Below are 19,469 nucleotides of genomic sequence, written 5' to 3' on the forward strand. Positions count from 1 at the left end.
AGTATACATGTGAGTATACATCGTGATCCCTTGTTTTTATAAATTCATTTATTTCAATTGGTTATGGCGTAAATCGCGGTGCGGCCTTCGCACTCACCCCCGAAACACCTCCTTCCTGTGCCACTCCAAAAAACCTTCTTTTGGGTAGTTTTCGCGCACCATCGGTAGTGCTATCGGCTTAGCGTCGAAATCCCAGAACAGTCTGCCCACCATGCCGCTGCCATTCACTGCGGGTGACACCTGAACCCGCATACTTTCATCCAGCCCAATCGAACCTTTATCAAAGGCTTTATGATGAATTGCGCACAGCGCCAGGCCGTTTGAAATCTCGCACGGGCCGCCGTGCTGTTTCCATTTGATATGGGCGGCTTCAAGCGCAACTGAAGTGCTATCGTGGCGCATATTGAAGCCACAAATGGCGCATTCATAGTTATAAGCGCGCAGAACTTGCTGGCGGAACAACGGGTCCCGCTGTTTGCGGATTTGCAGGATATCAAATCCCAGTTCATCCGCGATCTCTTCCTGAATGCTTTCGGTGAAGTGTGCCTCAAGAATTTGTTGTGCCAGGGTGTTGATGAGGTTTTTGCTCTTTTTCAGCAGGGAAAAATGTTGTTCATCAAAGCCTCCGGCAACGTTGTGTGCCACCAATTCTCCGGCAGGGGGCTGTTTGTTGCTACCGGATGTTGAGCATTGCTCGGCATTTTGTAGCTCCCAGAATCCATCTCCCTGTAAGCGCCAGAAGGGCATATCCGGGCGGTACTGCGCGCGCTGTGGTCCAAATCGCTCCAGTAGGCTATGCAAAGGGTCGCGAACTTCCGAACCGTAGTCAAACAGGCGACCGTGGCCCTGCTGATAACCCGCCAGCACATGAAGCAGCAGCAGAGGCTTGTGCGGCGCACGCTGCTCGCCTTTACGCCAGATGGTGATGTCGGCAACTGCCTGTTGCAGAGTTTTACTGGAAGTCATTGATTTCATTATCAGGTAAATAATTGCGATGATGCTCGCAAAATATAACCTGATCAAGAGGAGTGAGGCCGATACACTATCGACGTCACTTTATCGCTTGCCGTTATTTCAGAAAGCCTTTGGTTAAAGGAACCTGACCCATGAATGAACTCCCTGACACGCTGCCGCGCGAGTACATTATCAAGGCCATTCACGCCTATGACTCGGGCTTTTCGCACCGTTTCAAATTACGAGCTGGAATTTCAGGGGCGTCGCTATCCATCAAAAACCATTGCCGGAATTGCAGCGACGCTTTTGACGGGCAAAGCGTTTACCCCTCAGGATTTCTCCGGCGGTATTAGTTCGAAATGCGTCAGATTATTGACTGAGCAAGGTTTTTATATTGTTCAGGATAAAAATCGTGCTGCGGCGGTGAGTGACACGATCTTCCCTGAAGAACTCGAGGCGCAAACTGAATATATAGAGGGGGCAGCGACTCAGGTGACCGTGAATCGCTATGAGCGCGACCGCAATGCCCGACAGGTGGCGCTTCGCCATCACGGCTGTCAGTGCAAAGTGTGTAGCATCGATATGTCAAAGGTCTACGGCAAGATTGCCGAAGGGTTTATCCATGTTCATCACCTGGTACCCTTATCGGCAATTAAAGAAAACTACCGCTTTGACCCCATCAATGACCTGATCCCCGAGTGTCCAAACTGTCATGCCATGCTGCACCGTCGCATGCCGCCGTATACCCCAGAAGAACTGAAAAATATGCTGTGCTAAAGGCTCAATAAAGGCGCCCGCAGGCGCTTTTACCAGCTCATCCCCTTTTAACGCTTCCCCGCAATCACTCCTATAAACCCCGCACTTGCTTTTTTTATGCACCGACAACTTTTCCACTGCGCGCATTCAGACGTTTCGGGTTTGAGTCCGCAGATGGTCAACACGATGCAACCTTCTATTATCCGCATCTTCGCATCGCCCTAATAAAAACACCTGTAAATTACTTCAGTGAAAAGGATAAAATCCAGGTGAAAATAAGATCTAATAAGAGTCATTAACTCGTTATTAAGAATAAGAGAAAACCCTTCCCATCCCAATAAATATGCGGATATACGGTATTGTTCATCCGATAACTCCATCTCCATTTGCCTGCCCAAGCAGAATCACGTTCCAGAAAACAACACCTGTCTGCATCAGGTATAAAATGAGATCTAAATCACTGAAGTAAATAGCAAACTATGAAACTACAGTGTTTTGTACACTTTGCTTTACACTTTTAGTGATGTGAATCACAATTATAATCCTGTGAAGTGATCCGACTCTCACAAAACGGGGTGTACTCATTCGCCAATACATTATGAGAACAGCCTGGAAAGTTAAGTTTTCAGTATTTCCCCTCCTCGACGACATCTGATGGCAAACTGCAAATCAAAAGGCAAAAAAAAACTTGTTGAATATGAATGGGTAAAAAAAATATATGTGATTTTCATCACTCATATTTACAGCTTTTTAAATTATTGCCAGTGATTAATGTTGACCTGACTATTTCCATAATCAATCAAATCTTGCATAGTGCCTCCACATTATTTCTCCCCCTGAATCAGGAGGCGAATAGTTATATTTCATCAGATTCTGTTGATGAGCCAGGTATGCTTTACTTCACATTAATACGTACATGACCACTGTTACTGGAGAAACAAAATGAATTATCCGGCAGAACCCTTCCGTATTAAAAGCGTTGAAACTGTATCTATGATCCCGCGTGATGAGCGCCTTAAAAAAATGCAGGAAGCGGGTTACAATACATTCCTGTTAAATTCAAAAGATATTTATATTGACCTGCTGACTGACAGTGGCACCAACGCAATGAGCGACAAGCAGTGGGCCGGAATGATGATGGGTGATGAAGCATACGCGGGCAGCGAAAACTTCTATCATCTGGAAAGAACGGTGCAGGAGCTTTTTGGCTTTAAACATATTGTTCCTACTCACCAGGGCCGCGGCGCGGAAAACCTGTTATCGCAACTGGCAATTAAGCCGGGGCAGTATGTTGCCGGTAATATGTATTTCACCACCACTCGTTATCACCAGGAAAAAAATGGAGCGGTGTTTGTTGATATCGTTCGTGACGAAGCGCACGATGCCGGTCTTAATATTGCTTTTAAAGGTGATATCGATCTTAAAAAATTACAAAAACTGATTGACGAAAAAGGCGCAGAGAATATTGCCTATATCTGTCTGGCGGTAACGGTTAACCTCGCGGGCGGGCAGCCGGTCTCAATGGCCAATATGCGTGCGGTGCGTGAACTGACTCAGACACATGGCATTAAAGTGTTCTACGACGCAACCCGCTGCGTAGAAAATGCCTACTTTATCAAAGAGCAAGAGCAGGGCTTTGAGAACAAGAGCATCGCAGAAATCGTGCATGAGATGTTCAGCTATGCCGACGGTTGTACCATGAGTGGTAAAAAAGACTGTCTGGTGAACATCGGCGGCTTCCTGTGCATGAACGATGACGAAATGTTCTCTTCTGCCAAAGAGTTAGTCGTGGTTTATGAAGGAATGCCATCCTACGGTGGTCTGGCCGGACGCGACATGGAAGCGATGGCGATTGGCCTGCGTGAAGCCATGCAGTATGAGTATATTGAGCATCGCGTGAAGCAGGTTCGCTACCTGGGTGACAAACTGAAAGCAGCCGGTGTACCGATTGTTGAACCAGTGGGCGGCCATGCGGTATTCCTTGATGCGCGTCGCTTCTGTGAGCATCTGACGCAGGACGAATTCCCGGCACAAAGCCTTGCCGCAAGCATCTATGTAGAGACCGGGGTGCGTAGTATGGAACGCGGTATTATCTCTGCGGGCCGTAATAATGTGACTGGTGAACACCACAGACCGAAACTGGAAACAGTACGCCTGACTATTCCGCGCCGTGTTTATACTTACGCGCATATGGATGTGGTAGCTGACGGCATCATTAAACTTTACCAGCATAAAGAAGATATTCGCGGGCTGAAGTTTATTTATGAGCCGAAGCAGCTTCGCTTCTTTACTGCACGTTTTGATTATATCTAAATCTTTTTCTGGCCCCATCTTTTGATGGGGCTTTTTTGTATTCATTTTCCATGAACAGGAAGCCTTTGCGGTGCCCGTTACCGTGACAGACATAAAAAAAGCAAACCCTGACTCCAACATTTTTATTATCCGCATGATGTACAAATGACAGCTGTAATTATAACTAATAGTCTACAGGAACATTTATCATGGATATTAACGCCATTGAGCGACAAAGTAGTACCCCCGGACTGATTAGCGGAACCATGTTGGTTATCGCGACCGTAGTGGGTGGTGGGATGTTTTCTCTGCCGATTGCGATGGCAGGCGTATGGTTCCCCGGTGCCTCTGTTATTCTTCTTTTTATTGCCATCATGATGTTATTAACCGGGTTGATGCTGGTAGAAGTTAATCTGCATTATGGCGCTGGTGCCAGTTTCAATACATTTACTCAGGATTTATTAGGCCGCAAGTGGAATATCGTGGTGGGTATCGCTTTTGGCTTTGTACTCTATATTCTGACCTATGCCTATATCTCCGGGTCATCGGCGGTGATGGCGCAAACCGTATTTAAATATAGTGGCGTGCGATTTCCGGCGAATATATCGGTGGTGATCGTCAGTATGTTAGTTGGCGCAATCGCATGGTACAGCTCATTGCTGGTCGGGCGGATCACTACCGTGTTGATTATCGGTAAATTTGTGGCGTTCTTTGCCACTTTCTCCGGATTGGTCGGCCATATCGAAGTGGCGAAGCTCATCGATAGCGTAGCGGTGGCAATACCGGGCTCGCAGTACATTCCTTATATTTTGATGACGCTGCCATTCTGCATTATTTCGTTTGGTTTCCATGGCAACGTGCCGAGCCTGGTTAAGCTGTATGGCACAGGAGGGGTTCGCAATATTACGCGCTCCATCATCATTGGAACGCTATTTGCTCTGCTACTGTATATTTTCTGGCTGGGTGTAACGATGGGCAATATCAGCCGCGCTGAGTTCCCGCCGATTATTGCCAAAGGTGGAAATATTGATGTGTTTGTCGAGGCTATCAGCGGATTGTTTACCAGCCGCTATATGGATCTGATCCTGACATTCTTCGGCAACTTTGCCGTAGCCAGCTCCCTGCTGGCGGCGACGCTCGGCCTGTTTGATTATATCGCGGATCTGTTTCACTTCCCGGATAACGGCGTCGGTCGTCTGAAAACCGCGCTGGTGACCTATTTCCCGCCAGCGGCTGTTTGCTTCTTCTTTCCGAATGGTTTTGTACACGCGATTGGCTACGCCGGTCTGGCCTTCACCATCTGGAGCGTGATCCTGCCACCTTTCCTGGTGAAGGCTGCACGTAAACGTTTTCCGACTGCCAGCTATACCGCGCCCTGCAATAACACGGTGCTCAACCTTGTGATTGTTTGCGGGGGAATTGTTTATCTGACGGTTGTTCTGGACGTATTTGGTCTGCTGCCAACGTTTCGTTAGACGGAGTGAAAATGAAAAACGTGTTGTCTGTTCAGTCGTCAGTCGTTTACGGCTATGCCGGCAATAAAGCCGCGGTGTTGCCAATGCAGCTCTCCGGCATTGATGTCTGGCCGTTTTACACCGTGCAATTTTCTAACCATACCCAGTACGGGATGTGGCAGGGGATGGCAATGCCGCACGGTGAATTGAGTGCGATCATCAGCGGACTGGATGACCTGCAAAAGCTCGCGCAGTGCGATGCCGTACTGTCTGGTTATCTCGGCGATAAAAGGCATTGCGAAGAGGTGAAGCACGCGGTGACGACCATCCGCCAGCGCAATCCGCAGGCGCTCTATTTTTGCGATCCGGTAATGGGTGACCCGCAAAAAGGCTGCATTGTGGCCCAGGGTGTCGAGTCCTTTTTTGTTGATGACGCCATTCAACTGGCCGACATAATGGGACCGAATCTCTATGAGCTGGGTGTGCTGACGGGCAGACAACTACGCAGCTTTGACGAGGTGGTTGCAGCGGCGCAGCAACTGGTGGCGTGGGGCGTGAAGAAGGTTCTGGTGAAGCATCTCGGTGATTGCTCGTGCGACAAACAGGCGTTTGAAATGTTGCTGGTCACACCGGAACAGACATTACATATAGCCAGACCGCTGTATACCTTTGCCAAAATGCCCGTCGGCGTTGGGGATCTGATATGCAGCGTCATGCTGGCCTCGTTGCTCAACGGTTTTGAGGATAAAGAGGCGCTGGAGCGAACCACCAGTATTGTGGATTCGGTGATGCATCTGACCAAAGAGCGTGGCTCGTATGAACTGCGGCTGATAGAAGCACGTTATCAGATAATGGATCCACAGGTTCGTTATCGGGCGACGGTGCTATAGCGCATCGCGAGCGCCGAAGGGAGGCTCTATGTTTCTGACATTGCTCAGGTTTCAGCATCCGCTGGTCTACCGTTTTGCGTGGCTGCGGATGCGGGTAGTGGTGTTAAGAAAATGCGGGCTGCGCAAGAAGAAAACAGGGAGAAAGACTCAGGCCTGTCGTTGACAGGCCTGCCTGGCTTTACACCCGGAAGTAGCGTGGTGGAATCAACGCAGAGAAGGCGTCGAACTTCTTCACCATCTTTTTCCAGAACAACATAACAACTATCCTCAATTTGAAACATCGGCGCTATTTTAGTCAGCGCCAACAAATCGTAAAGCCAGCCGCTTCGTTCTTATCGCGAAGGCGGTGTAAACCTTTTGGTTCACTGGGCGGTCAGGTTGATGAACAACAAACCGCCAGACCCTCGATGGGGTTGACAAGAGGATAGATTGTGAACAACGCCAGCCTTCAACAGAATTCAGGCCATAAACCAGTAATAAAAGAGGCCGACCTTTAATCCCAGGATCACAATGTAGGCACAGCAGTATTTCATCGTGCCGGACATTATCTGGTTAGCCTGTCCTTCCATTTTGGTCGCGGAAACCGCGATGGCGATGCTTTGCGGCGAAATCATTTTCCCGCCGGTTGCACCGGAAGTATTGGCCGCAGCCAGCCAGTTAGGATCAATATTCAGTTTACTGGCAGCAATGGTTTGCAATTTGCCAAACAGAATATTCGAGTTGGTGTCGCTGCCGGTGACAAATGTTCCCAGTGCGCCAATCACCGGTGCAATAAAGACATAAGAGCTGCCGGTCAGATCGACAATGGACTGGGCAAGTGTGGAGATAATACCGCTGAGATCCATCACCGTTGCCAGCGCGACGATCGCCATAATGGCGACGATGGAGTTCCTGAGCTGGAACACGGTTTTGCCAAAGACTTCCAGCATACCGCGAGCGGATGCCCCCTGAATAAAACCACCAATAATGGTCGCAAAGATGATCAGCATTCCGGGTGTCGTGATCCATTCGATTTTTAGCGCCAGAGATTTACCGTCAGCCAGCGTGAAATGCAGTACTGAAGCCAGTTGAGAAGCCGCCGATTTTACCGCCGGGAATAATGGAGAGCACAGCAGAATAAAGATAAAAATCAACATGTAGATTGAACCGACCCGAAACAGCACCTTTGCTGAGCGCGGAGTCGTTTCACGGGTATGGCTGACCTCAATACGCCACTCGGGATCTGTTTTCCCGTTACGCAATCGACCCGCGATGGCGACGGCGAAAAGACTGACCAGACTGCCGGCAAAAGCGGGTAATTCTGCGCCAAGATGTATCGCGACAAAATATTGTGGGATAAGCGTAGTGATGCCGCATATCAGAGTGATAAGGAATACGCCGCGGAGGGCTTTCAAGCCACCGCCAATAATGCAGACAATGACAAACGGCAGCAGAATATTAAACAGGGCTAACTGCAGAATAATCGTCCCGCCTAAAGTATAAACCGACAGGTTAACCTGTTCAGCGAGGATAGAGACCGGAATACCGACCGCACCGAAAGCCGTCGGTACGGTGTTCGCCACGAGAGAGGCAATGGCTGCTTTCAGCGGATTGAATCCCAGTGCGATGAGAATGCCGATAGGGATTGCGACCGCCGTGCCGTAACCTGCCGCAGCTTCAAGAAATCCCCCAAAGCACCACGAAATAAGCAGTACCTGAATTCGCTTATCTTCGCTGATGCTGGCGAGAATATCGCGGAGAATATCCAGCGCTTTTGTCGCCTGCATCACGTTATAACTGAATATGGCCCCGAGGATCACAATCACTATCGGCCATAATCCCTTCAGTGCGCCATAGCCTATCGCGGCTTTCAGATTCTGTACTGGCATCGCCCAGAATATCGCTGATAGCGCGGCGGTGAATACCAGAGAGATCAACACAGAATAATGGATGGGCATTTTCAATTTCAGTATTAAAAATACCATTAGCAGTAAAGGAGATAGTGCCAGGGCAAACATAAAATATTCGTTCATTATTATTCCTGCTTGGTTCATTAAACCTGATTTATATTTATGGCGGAAAGGCTACATTGGCGTATAAATAAAGTATGCAAACTGAATCGCTTCAGTGAATAAAGTAATTATGATTAATAGTTTTGTAACTATTGTAATCTTTTAATTAAAGGCTGCTGCCAGATAAATACACTTAAGAGTAAGGCAAATACCTATAAGTAGTTATTTAATAACCTTTTTAATAATGATAATGACGAGATTAGTCATCACCTGAAACTGTTTTTAAGGTTTTAATAACGCTATGGTTTCCAATATAAAAATGTGAGCAAGGCCGAAAGAAATAAACATGGGTATTGCATATGCTTGTTGATTAGAGGATTATTTGGTTTTGTCATACAAATGAAAATACAGACGTTTGCGATTGTCCTGATATAAGAAGCGGAGAGTCGCCACCAACGGAAAACGATCCGGGCATCACTATGAACTCAGTCATTAGTAAAACCAAAAAAACCGAAAAACTGGGCGTGATACACGGCTGAACCTTTGCTTGATATAGCGATATCAAGCGCAATAAATAGAAATGAAGCAATGGAGTAGTTATTGTGAATGTAAATTTCTTTGTCACCTGTATTGGTGACGCGCTGAAGTCCCGGATGGCACGTGATTCCGTATTGCTGCTGGAAAAACTGGGCTGCCGCGTTAATTTCCCTGAGAAACAAGGGTGCTGCGGCCAGCCAGCCATCAACAGTGGTTATATCAAAGAAGCGATTCCGGGGATGAAAAACCTGATCGCCGCGATGGAAGATAATGATGACCCGATAATCTCTCCGGCAGGCTCTTGTACTTACGCGGTGAAAAGCTATCCGGCGTATCTGGTCGATGAGCCTGAATGGGCGCTGCGTGCGGAAAAGGTTGCTGCGCGCATGCAGGATCTCACCTCCTTTATCGTTAACAAGTTGGGGGTAGTTGATGTGGGGGCCAGTTTGCAAGGGAAGGCGGTTTATCATCCGTCCTGCAGCCTGACTCGCAAGCTGGGCGTGAAGGAAGAACCGCTTACGCTACTGAAAAATGTGCGTGGTCTGGAGCTGTTGACGTTTGCCGATCAGGATACCTGCTGCGGCTTTGGCGGTACTTTCTCGGTCAAAATGGCCGAAATATCGGGCGAGATGGTGAAAGAGAAAGTCGTCCACATGATGGATGCCCGTCCGGAATATTTGATTGGTGCTGATGTCAGTTGTTTGCTGAACATCGGTGGCCGTCTGCAGCGAGAAGGCCAGCCGGTCAAAGTGATGCATATTGCTGAAGTGCTGATGAGCCGCTGAGGAGAAAAGTATGTCGATAAAAACCAGCGATGTAGAGTTCAAGATGCGCATTCGTCAGCAAATCGAAGATCCGATTATGCGCAAAGCTGTGGCCAATGCGCAGGAGCGTATCGGTGCGAATCGCCAAAAAATGGTCGACGAATTAGGGCACTGGGAAGCGTGGCGCGACCGGGCCAGCCAGATCCGTGACCATGTTCTGAGTAAGCTCGATGCTTATCTGTATCAACTCTCCGAGAAAGTGACCGAAAATGGCGGCCACGTCTTTTTTGCGAAGACCAAAGAAGAGGCCACCCGCTACATTTTGCAGGTCGCGCAGAGTAAAAATGCGCGCAAAGTGGTGAAGTCAAAGTCGATGGTGACTGAAGAAATCGGTATCAACCATGTGTTGCAGGATGCCGGAATCCAGGTGATCGAAACCGATCTGGGTGAATATATTCTCCAGTTGGATCAGGATCCTCCTTCGCATGTGGTGGTTCCGGCTATCCATAAAGATCGGTATCAGATCCGCCGCGTGCTAAACGAACGCCTGGGCTACGACGGCCCGGAAACGCCCGAAGCAATGACTTTATTTATCCGTCAGAAGATCCGCGAAGATTTTCTCAGTGCCGAAATCGGGATCACCGGGTGTAATTTCGCCGTGGCGGAGACCGGCTCTGTTTGCCTTGTCACCAACGAAGGTAATGCGCGGATGTGTACCACATTGCCGAAAACGCACATTGCGGTGATGGGAATGGAGCGTATTGCACCGACGTTTGCTGATGTTGATGTGCTCATCACCATGCTGGCGCGTAGTGCTGTTGGCGCACGTCTGACAGGCTACAATACCTGGCTTACCGGTCCGCGTGAGGCGGATAACGTTGACGGGCCGGAAGAGTTTCACCTGGTCATTGTGGATAACGGGCGCTCGCAGGTGCTTGGTTCTGAGTTTCGTGACGTGCTGCGCTGTATACGCTGCGGGGCCTGTATGAACACCTGTCCGGCATATCGCCATATTGGTGGGCACGGGTATGGCTCTATCTATCCAGGTCCTATTGGTGCGGTGATTTCTCCGTTGCTCGGCGGTTATAAGGATTTTAAAGATCTGCCTTACGCCTGTTCATTATGCACGGCTTGCGACAGCGTATGTCCGGTGCATATCCCTCTTTCTAAACTGATTCTGCGTCATCGCAGAGTAATGGCGGAGCAGGGCATTACCCCGAAAGCGGAGCGGCGGGCGATCAAAATGTTTGCGTATGCTAATAGCCATCCAGGGTTGTGGAAAGTCGGGATGATGGCGGGAGCCCATGCGGCGAGCTGGTTTATTAATGGTGGAAAAACACCGCTTAAGGTGGGAGCCATTAACGACTGGATGGAGTCACGCGATCTTCCTGGTGCTGACGGAGAGAGTTTCCGTAGCTGGTTTAGAAAACATCAGGCGGAGGATAAAAAGAATGGATAACCGTACCGCGTTTTTAAACACTATCGCCGGAGCGTTGGGTCGGCAGGTGCGATTTGTACCGGAACCAGATGCGGCACCGGTTAACAACTATGCGAACGAGCGACTGACTGAACTCAACCAGCAGCAGCGTTGTGATGCCTTTATCCAGTTCGCTACTGATGTCATGCTGGCACGCTGCGAACTGACCAGTGAAGCGCAGGCGGCAGACGCGGCATTACGTCTGTGTGAAGAACTTGGTCAGCAATCGGTGGTGCTTAGCGGCGACAGTCGGCTGGCAGTTCTGGGGATCAGCGAGCGCCTGAAACAGGAATGTAACGCCGTGGTCTGGGACCCGGCCCGTGGCGAGGAGAATATTACCCAGGCCGAGCAGGCGAAAGTCGGGGTGGTGTATGCCGAGTATGGCTTAACGGAGTCGGGCGGTGTGGTCCTCTTTTCTGCACCCGAGCGCGGACGCTCATTAAGCCTGCTGCCGGAGTCTTCTATTTTTGTCCTGCGCAAAAGCACCATCCTGCCGCGCGTGGCGCAGCTGGCAGAAATTCTGCATCAGAAAGCGCTGGCCGGTGAGCGTATGCCGTCGTGCATTAACATCATCAGTGGGCCGAGTTCAACGGCGGATATTGAGCTGATTAAGGTGGTTGGGGTGCATGGTCCGGTGAAGGCGGTGTATCTGATTATTGAGGATTGTTGAGATTTTTGTTGATGAACGCTCTGGCACTGAAGGCCAGAGCGGAATGACAATATTATGCAATCATACTGATGATCAATACGATAATCAGGCCGACCACGGAGTTAACCAGCTCCAGTAAACCCCAGGTCTTCAGCGTGTCCTTCACTGACAGGTCAAAGTAACCTTTGAACAGCCAGAATGAGGCATCGTTGATATGGGTCAGGGTGTTGGAGCCCGCCGCCGTTGCCAGTACCAGTAATGCCGGATCGACGCCCACTAACTGACCCGTTGCGGGATCGAGGATCGCTGCGCTGATAATCCCCGCGGCGGTCATTGCTGACACGACGCCCTGGCCGGTTGCCAGACGGATAAGTACGGTGATGAGCCACGCCATGATGTACGGTGAAATGTTGCCGTGTGACATCAGCATGCCAATCGTATCACCGATGCCGGTATCGATAATGGTCTGCTTCAGTACGCCGCCCGCACCGATAATCAGGATCACCATCGCGATGCTTTTCACCGCATTTTCAAAGGCGTTCATTACCCACTGCATGTCATGGCCACGCGCGGTACCGAACAGCACAAAGGCGACAATCATAGCGATGAACATCGCAATCGGAGAAGAACCTAAGAAGTTCACCACTTCCCAGGCCTGAGTCCCTTTAACCAGCCAGATATTGGCGATGGTAGTGGAGATCATAATGATCGCCGGGATCAGCGGCACCAGAATTGACACGCCGAATGACGGCAAATTATTCTGGTCAACCGGCACATCGGCTTTCATAAATGAAGGCGTCGGGCGATCAAGATTACCGAGGAACTTCGGCAGGATCAGCCCCGCACAGATCACGCTTGGGATCGTCACCAGAATACCGTAGATATAAACCATGCCCATATCGGCGCCATAGGCGTTGACCAGCGCTACCGGTCCCGGCTGAGGTGGAAACAGCGAGTGCGCGGTGGTTGCGGCGGCGACGGCAGGGATAGCCAGTTTCAGGAACGGGATCTTCGCTTCGGCGGCAATGACGATCACCAGCGGAGCCAGCATAATAAAGGCCACTTCATAGAACATTGCCAGGCCGAAGATCAGGCCAATAATGATCACCGATAGCTGTACATAGCGCAGACCGAGGCGCGCCAGCAGCGTATGGGCAATCTGATGTGCCGCCCCGGAGTCGACCATCAACTTGCCGATAACCGCACCAAACACCACGATAATCGCCAGTTCCCCCAGCGTACTGCCAAAGCCGGACTTCATGGTGTGCAGCAGTTCCATTAAATCCATGCCCGCCAGCATACCGACGGAGAGCGCCGCCAATAGCAAGGCGACCATTGAGTTTATTTTGAATCTTAAATTGAGAACCAGCATCAGACCGATGCCGAATACTACCCACAGAATATTGAGAACGTGCATAAAACGTCTGCCTTCTTTGGTTGAACCATTATGATTTTGGTTGAGATGTTATATAAATTGGTTAACCATTGATGCGATGAATGTCACATTGCGTTACAGATTTGCACTGCTGATATGGTTTTGGGTTTTGTCATCACTGGCAAACATCGCCATTATTGTGATTTGGTTAACCAATATTCCTATTCAGGTTGACATGTCATACCAAAAAGAGGAATTTATGTGCCATATTGTCGAGCCCATTACGTAAATGAGGAATAGAGCATGGAACAGACATGGCGCTGGTATGGTCCGAACGATCCGGTCACTTTAGCTGATGTACGTCAGGCGGGGGCGACGGGCGTTGTTACTGCTTTGCACCATATCCCGAACGGGGAAGTATGGTCAGTTGATGAGATCCAGAAGCGTAAAGCCATTGTTGAACAGGCGGGTCTGGTGTGGTCAGTCGTGGAGAGCGTGCCAATCCACGAAGATATCAAAACCCGTTCCGGTAACTATCTTCAGTGGATTGCCAATTACCAGCAGTCACTGCGCAATCTGGCACAGTGTGGCATTCGTACTGTGTGCTACAACTTTATGCCTGTTCTCGACTGGACACGTACCGATCTGGAATATGTTCTGCCGGACGGTTCCAAAGCGTTGCGTTTTGATCAGATTGAATTTGCCGCATTTGAGCTGCATATCCTCAAACGTCCAGGCGCAGAAGCCGACTACAGCGCTGAAGAAATCGCCCAGGCGAATCAACGTTTCACGACCATGAGTGATGAAGATAAGGCCCGTCTGACCCGCAATATCATCGCCGGCCTGCCGGGCGCGGAAGAAGGGTATACCCTCGATCAGTTCCGCCAGCACCTTGAGCGTTATAAAGATATTGATAAAGCCGCGCTACGTGAGAATTTCGCCGTCTTCCTGAAGGCGATTATCCCGGTCGCGGAAGAAGTGGGCGTACGCATGGCGGTACATCCGGACGATCCGCCGCGCCCAATCCTCGGCCTGCCGCGTATTGTTTCCACCGTGGAAGATATGCAATGGATGGTCGATACGGTCAGCAGCATGGCCAACGGTTTCACCATGTGTACCGGCTCTTACGGTGTTCGCGCAGACAACGATCTGGTCGATATGATCAAGCAGTTTGGTCCGCGTATTTACTTCACCCATCTTCGGTCGACACTGCGTGAAGACAACCCGAAAACCTTCCATGAAGCGGCGCATCTCAATGGTGATGTCGACATGTACGAAGTAGTGAAGGCAATCGTGGAAGAAGAGCATCGCCGTAGGGCCCAGGGCCAGGAGGATTTGATCCCGATGCGCCCGGATCATGGTCACCAGATGCTCGACGATCTGAAAAAGAAAACCAACCCTGGCTATTCCGCGATTGGGCGCCTGAAAGGGCTGGCGGAAGTCCGTGGCGTTGAAATGGCTATTCAGCGCGCTTTTTTTAGCCGCTAAACCAGACCGGCAGGGCGACGTGCCGTGCCGGCTTTGTTCTTTTCTCTTCCCGTCGGCATTTCCGATGGGTTATGGAGTTCGCGATGACTACGACAATTGCTAACAGCAACCTGCCGGTTGCACGCCCGGCGTGGGATCATTCTCGTCTGCAATCCCGTATTGTTCACCTGGGATGCGGTGCTTTTCACCGTGCGCATCAGGCGTTGTATACGCACCATTTACTGGAACAAACAGACAGCGACTGGGGCATCTGTGAAGTGAACCTGATGCCGGGTAATGACCGTGTGCTGATCGAAAATCTGAAAAAGCAGCAGCTTCTGTATACCGTGGCGGAGAAAGGGGCTGACGACACCGTGCTGAAAGTCATCGGCTCGATGAAAGAAGCGTTACACCCGGATCTTGATGGTTGTGACGGTATTCTGCAGGCTATGGCGCGACCGCAGACGGCGATTGTCTCTCTGACGGTAACCGAAAAAGGCTACTGCACGGATGCTGCCAGCGGTCAGTTAGATCTCAATAATCCACTGATCCAACATGATCTGGCAAACCCGGCGGCACCGAAATCAGCTATTGGCTACATTGTGCAGGCGCTGCATCTGCGCCGTGAGCAGGGACTGGCGGCCTTTACCGTGATGTCCTGCGACAACGTTCGTGAAAACGGTCATGTGGCAAAAGTCGCGGTGCTGGGGCTGGCACAAGCGCGCGATCCGGAGCTGGCGAAATGGATTGAAACTCACGCTACCTTCCCGTGCACTATGGTGGATCGTATCGTTCCGGCGGCGACCCCTGAGATGTTACAGGAAGTCGCTGATCAACTGGGCGTGTATGATCCGTGTGCTATCGCCTGTGAGCCGTTCCGCCAGTGGGTGATTGAAGATAACTTTGTTAATGGTCGTCCTGACTGGGATAAAGTCGGTGCGCAGTTTGTTGCCGACGTGGTGCCATTTGAAATGATGAAGCTGCGCATGCTTAACGGCAGCCACTCTTTCCTTGCCTATCTGGGCTACCTCGGTGGGTATGAAACCATCGCGGATACCATGACTAATCCGGCATACCGCAAAGCAGCCTTTGCACTGATGATGCAGGAGCAGGCTCCGACGCTCTCTATGCCGGAAGGCACCGATCTTAAAGCCTATGCGACGCTGCTGATTGAGCGCTTCAGTAATCCTTCCCTGCGCCACCGTACATGGCAGATTGCGATGGACGGCAGCCAGAAACTGCCGCAGCGCTTGCTGGATCCAGTACGTCTGCATTTGCAGAACGGCAGCGACTGGCGACACCTGGCGCTCGGTGTGGCGGGCTGGATGCGTTACACCCTGGGTGTGGATGAGCAGGGGCAGGCAATTGACGTTGTCGACCCATTACTGGCGGAATATCAGCGGATCAACCAGCAATATCAGGGAGCCGAACGTGTTACGGCTCTGCTGGGATTAAGTGGGATTTTTGGTCACGATTTAGCGGAAAAGGCCGACTTTGTCGATGCGATTATCGCGAGCTATCAACAGCTGTGTGAGCAGGGCGCGCGTGAGTGCGTTGCGGCGTTAAGCGCTGACGCATAACTTCCCCACGATGACGGGTCAATCAAAAGTCTATTTGGTTGACCCGTTTCCTGTTTTTGGCTCTCCACAAATGCTATAGTTCGATACCGAATCACCGGATCTGAATAAACGTATCTGACGGGCATAACATTATGAAATCGAACACTTCTCAGCAAAGGCCCTACCAGGAAGTGGGCGCAATGATCCGCGATCTAATTGTACAGACGCCGTACAATCCTGGTGAGCGCCTGCCGCCGGAGCGTGAAATTGCCGAGATGCTCAATGTCACCCGAACGGTGGTACGCGAAGCGTTAATCATGCTGGAAATTAAAGGGCTGGTGGACGTGCGGCGTGGCGCCGGGATCTATGTGCTTGATAACGCAGACGCTCAGGCAATGGATAACACCGATGTGAACCATTGTAACGATGCCGGTCCTTTTGAGCTGTTACAGGCTCGTCAGCTACTTGAAAGCAATATTGCTGAATTTGCTGCTCTGCAGGCTACCCGCGAAGATATCGTCAAAATGCGCCAGGCGTTACAACTGGAAGAGCGAGAACTGGCTTCCAGCGAACCGAACGGTACAGAAAGCGGTGATATGCAGTTCCATCTCGCCATTGCTGAGGCGACGCATAACAGTATGTTGGTGGAACTGTTTCGCCAGTCCTGGCAGTGGCGTGAGAACAACCCAATGTGGATCCAGCTACACAGCCATCTCGACGATACGCATTACCGCAAAGAATGGCTGGGTGACCATAAGCAGATCCTGGCGGCGTTGATCAAAAAGGACGCCCGTGCGGCCAAGCTGGCGATGTGGCAGCATCTGGAAAACGTCAAACAGCGTCTGCTGGAGTTTTCTAATGTCGATGATATCGACTTTGATGGCTATCTGTTTGAATCCTGGCCACTGGATAAAGTTAACGCCTGATTTCTCCCGCTGAGTACAACGCGGACTGTTTCAGTTCGCGCTTCACTTTGTTCTGTTGTATTACGATACATTCCCCCATCTTCGCACGTTAAATTCGGCGTAATAAATTGTTTCCATCCTGCCGGATGGTGATTTTCTTGCGCCGTGAGAGCAGAGTAAAAATTGATTTGTATCAATTAAAAATGACTTATTTTTAAAGGCGAAAGAATGCCTTCGTTACCTTAAATTTACCTTTCCGTGCTTATTTTTAGACAAAGCTGACCAATGTTAAGTGAGAATTAAAGTGATTTGCGCAGAAGTTTGAGGCGATTAATCTTGTCTAACATCGCATAAAAAAAAGCGTTTTATGCGAATGTAGACATTAATAACGCTATGTAACCTATTGGCCGGAATGATGTTTTGATTACGTATCGTGATTATCATTTCCAGTACCCAATTTTTTAGTCAGGTGAATAAGAAACAATATACGTAAAGTAATCATTACATATTATTCTATAATAAAGTTATCTTTCATTTGAAATGACGTTCCATTTTTTGGGTGTTTATTAACAGTTTTATTACTATTGTGGGGATATTTTTGCCATTGACATGTTTTTACACTGGCTGCATATTTCATCGCCATAAGCGTGTTATTGCGTTCAGGAGTTGACTATGCCCTCTCGAGATTATCCAGATATTCGAAAAGCAAGGGGTACCCGATCTAAAGATATGGTTCTTTTAAGTGCTCGTGTCGATACCTCTCTGTGGGAATATGTTCGAACGCTGGCATTTGAAACACGAAAAAGTAAACAGGATATTATTGCTGAGGCATTAATGTTACATCGTTCTATTAATCAGAGTGAACCCCAGGAATAAAAATAGCCATTCTCTGTCTGGATTTTATTTAAAATCCTGAAAATGAATTATGTCTTGCCACTTCATTATTACCTTTATTGGTATGTTATTGATTTTTCCCCTTACTTGATAGGGGACTTTTTTATGTGGGCACGCTGCCCTCATAACAAAGTTGATAGCAAAATTCACAATTAAAAGTGAGTAAAAATATGAAAAAGACAGCAGTGGCATTAACAGTGATGGCATTAGGGGTAACTTCCGTTCATGCAGCGGAAATTTATAACAAAGATGGCAACAAACTGGATCTGTACGGCAAAGTAAAAGCGGTTCATTCCTGGACTGATGGTACTGATACTGACGGTACCTATGCACGTCTGGGTTTCCGCGGCGAGACACAAATCAACGATCAACTGACCGGTTATGGCCAGTTTGAAAGTCAGTTTGATGCCTCTAAAGCAGAAGGGTCGCAGAATGGCGTTAATACACGTCTGGCGTTTGCTGGCCTGGATTATGGTCACAACATTAGCTTTGACTATGGCCGTAACTACGGTATCGCTTACGATGTGGGAGTTTACACTGACACTCTGTCAGAGTTCGGTGGTGACTCCTATGAAGATACTGACCGTTTCCTTACTACACGCACTTCTGGTGTTGCAACACTCCGTACCAAAAATCTGTTTGGCGCCGTTGATGGCATAAACGTGGCTGCGCAATACCAGGGTCAGGATGATTCCGACGCTAACCCTGCTAAGCAGCATGGTAACGGCTACGGCTTCTCTCTGGGCTATGACAACATCGCGGATTCTGGTGTGTCTGCTGTTGCAGCCTATTCAACCAGTGCGGTGACTACCGATCAGAAACAACACGGCTGGAATGGGGAAAACGCAGAGTTCTGGGGGGCTGGCCTGAAGTATGACGCTAACGCTATCTACGTTGCGACCATGTATGGCGAATCTCATAACCTGATTCAGGACGCGGACAAAGCGCAGCACTTTGAAGCGATGGCTGCCTATGTGTTTGATTTCGGTCTGCGTCCGAACGTGGCTTATGTGCATGCGCGTGATGACAACAATACTGACCTGACCGAATATGTCGCGCTGGGTACAGACTACTACTTCAATAAAAACATCGTTGCTGATGTTGGTTACAAGATTAACCTCCTCAATGGCACTAACGGTGACAACGAAGTCGTTGCAGGCCTGACCTATCAGTTCTAACTTTTTGTTATGATATGAAAAAGGTATCTTCAGTAAGATACCTTTTTATATTGAGTCTTTCTTCCCGCTATTTTCATATTGATAAAAAAACACAAGCAATGGAGCAGGCTTGTAAAACAAACGCTACCTCCTGCCAAAGAAATACCGTTGTGGATGTCAATATAATAAACGAATCCACGCTGCCAACAATTTCTATAACCCTTTACTATATCAACTAAGCTGAAAAGAACAATTAGACCAATAATGGGGTTTTTAGTCATGGTATAAGCTATTTCCGCGAGCGTTGTTGATGTTGAATTGATATGTCCATTTTTACACATTTTCCGC

The 19,469-nt window shown here is 49.3% G+C and carries 14 protein-coding genes and 1 pseudogene; 12 read left to right on the forward strand and 3 right to left on the reverse strand.

All coding sequences use genetic code 11. The features are described from left to right. Positions 1 to 93 precede the first annotated feature (93 nt). Complete coding sequence (locus tag OGX98_RS22540) at positions 94 to 966, reverse strand: phosphorothioated DNA-binding restriction endonuclease (RefSeq protein WP_225760425.1); 873 nt, start codon at positions 964 to 966, stop codon at positions 94 to 96. A gap of 140 nt (positions 967 to 1,106) precedes the next feature. On the opposite strand from OGX98_RS22540, the pseudogene OGX98_RS22545 reads away from it, so the two are divergent. The 4 genes and pseudogenes from OGX98_RS22545 to pdxY all read left to right on the forward strand — a co-directional run bounded on the left by OGX98_RS22545 (position 1,107) and on the right by pdxY (position 6,346). Continuing rightward, positions 1,107 to 1,731 (forward strand): annotated as a pseudogene (locus tag OGX98_RS22545) (HNH endonuclease). A gap of 921 nt (positions 1,732 to 2,652) precedes the next feature. Next, a complete protein-coding gene (locus tag OGX98_RS22550; RefSeq protein WP_045439318.1) occupies positions 2,653 to 4,023 on the forward strand; it encodes a tyrosine phenol-lyase in 1,371 nt (456 codons plus the stop codon). 188 nt (positions 4,024 to 4,211) lie between these two features. Then, the gene (locus OGX98_RS22555) at positions 4,212 to 5,477 is read left to right on the forward strand and encodes an aromatic amino acid transporter (RefSeq protein WP_045439321.1); all 1,266 of its coding nucleotides are present in this window, start codon (positions 4,212 to 4,214) and stop codon (positions 5,475 to 5,477) included. Positions 5,478 to 5,488: 11 nt separating this feature from the next. Then, a complete protein-coding gene (gene pdxY / locus OGX98_RS22560) occupies positions 5,489 to 6,346 on the forward strand; it encodes a pyridoxal kinase PdxY (protein ID WP_045439325.1) in 858 nt (285 codons plus the stop codon). A gap of 458 nt (positions 6,347 to 6,804) precedes the next feature. Here the strand turns inward: pdxY and OGX98_RS22565 are convergent, their stop codons facing one another. Further along, positions 6,805 to 8,358 carry an L-lactate permease gene (locus tag OGX98_RS22565; protein ID WP_045439327.1) on the reverse strand — a complete coding sequence of 518 codons (1,554 nt, stop codon included), beginning with the start codon at positions 8,356 to 8,358 and terminating at the stop codon, positions 6,805 to 6,807. A gap of 581 nt (positions 8,359 to 8,939) precedes the next feature. On the opposite strand from OGX98_RS22565, the gene OGX98_RS22570 reads away from it, so the two are divergent. Genes OGX98_RS22570 through OGX98_RS22580 form a run of 3 tightly spaced genes read left to right on the forward strand, consistent with a single transcriptional unit; the run spans position 8,940 to position 11,785 of the window. Next, a complete protein-coding gene (locus OGX98_RS22570) occupies positions 8,940 to 9,659 on the forward strand; it encodes a (Fe-S)-binding protein (protein WP_045439330.1) in 720 nt (239 codons plus the stop codon). Positions 9,660 to 9,669: 10 nt separating this feature from the next. Next, positions 9,670 to 11,097 (forward strand): LutB/LldF family L-lactate oxidation iron-sulfur protein, encoded by a 1,428-nt coding sequence (locus OGX98_RS22575; RefSeq protein WP_286595949.1) that lies wholly within the window; start codon positions 9,670 to 9,672, stop codon positions 11,095 to 11,097. After that, positions 11,090 to 11,785 carry a LutC/YkgG family protein gene (locus OGX98_RS22580; RefSeq protein WP_048222170.1) on the forward strand — a complete coding sequence of 232 codons (696 nt, stop codon included), beginning with the start codon at positions 11,090 to 11,092 and terminating at the stop codon, positions 11,783 to 11,785. The genes OGX98_RS22575 and OGX98_RS22580 overlap by 8 nt, the downstream gene beginning before the upstream one ends. Before the next feature lie 52 nt (positions 11,786 to 11,837). Here OGX98_RS22580 and gntP read toward each other — a convergent pair whose 3' ends face one another. Next, positions 11,838 to 13,181 carry a gluconate permease GntP gene (gene gntP, locus OGX98_RS22585; RefSeq protein ID WP_038636883.1) on the reverse strand — a complete coding sequence of 448 codons (1,344 nt, stop codon included), beginning with the start codon at positions 13,179 to 13,181 and terminating at the stop codon, positions 11,838 to 11,840. Positions 13,182 to 13,442: 261 nt separating this feature from the next. Here gntP and uxuA point away from each other — a divergent pair, with 261 nt between their 5' ends. The 5 genes from uxuA (at position 13,443) to OGX98_RS22610 (ending at position 19,142) form a co-directional block, all read left to right on the forward strand. Continuing rightward, on the forward strand, positions 13,443 to 14,627 hold the full coding sequence (uxuA, locus tag OGX98_RS22590) for a mannonate dehydratase (RefSeq protein ID WP_286595950.1): 1,185 nt from the start codon (positions 13,443 to 13,445) through the stop codon (positions 14,625 to 14,627). An 83-nt stretch (positions 14,628 to 14,710) separates the two neighbouring features. Then, positions 14,711 to 16,186 (forward strand): fructuronate reductase, encoded by a 1,476-nt coding sequence (locus OGX98_RS22595; protein ID WP_045439343.1) that lies wholly within the window; start codon positions 14,711 to 14,713, stop codon positions 16,184 to 16,186. A gap of 131 nt (positions 16,187 to 16,317) precedes the next feature. Further along, on the forward strand, positions 16,318 to 17,091 hold the full coding sequence (gene uxuR, locus OGX98_RS22600; protein WP_286595951.1) for a Uxu operon transcriptional regulator: 774 nt from the start codon (positions 16,318 to 16,320) through the stop codon (positions 17,089 to 17,091). Positions 17,092 to 17,742: 651 nt separating this feature from the next. Beyond that, complete coding sequence (locus tag OGX98_RS22605; RefSeq protein ID WP_045439348.1) at positions 17,743 to 17,946, forward strand: hypothetical protein; 204 nt, start codon at positions 17,743 to 17,745, stop codon at positions 17,944 to 17,946. Between the two features lie 188 nt (positions 17,947 to 18,134). Then, positions 18,135 to 19,142 (forward strand): porin, encoded by a 1,008-nt coding sequence (locus tag OGX98_RS22610; RefSeq protein WP_286595952.1) that lies wholly within the window; start codon positions 18,135 to 18,137, stop codon positions 19,140 to 19,142. The last annotated feature ends 327 nt before the right edge of the window (positions 19,143 to 19,469 follow it).

Origin of the sequence: Citrobacter sp. Cm046 (genome assembly GCF_030333065.1) — a bacterium.
Classification (GTDB): domain Bacteria; phylum Pseudomonadota; class Gammaproteobacteria; order Enterobacterales; family Enterobacteriaceae; genus Citrobacter; species Citrobacter murliniae.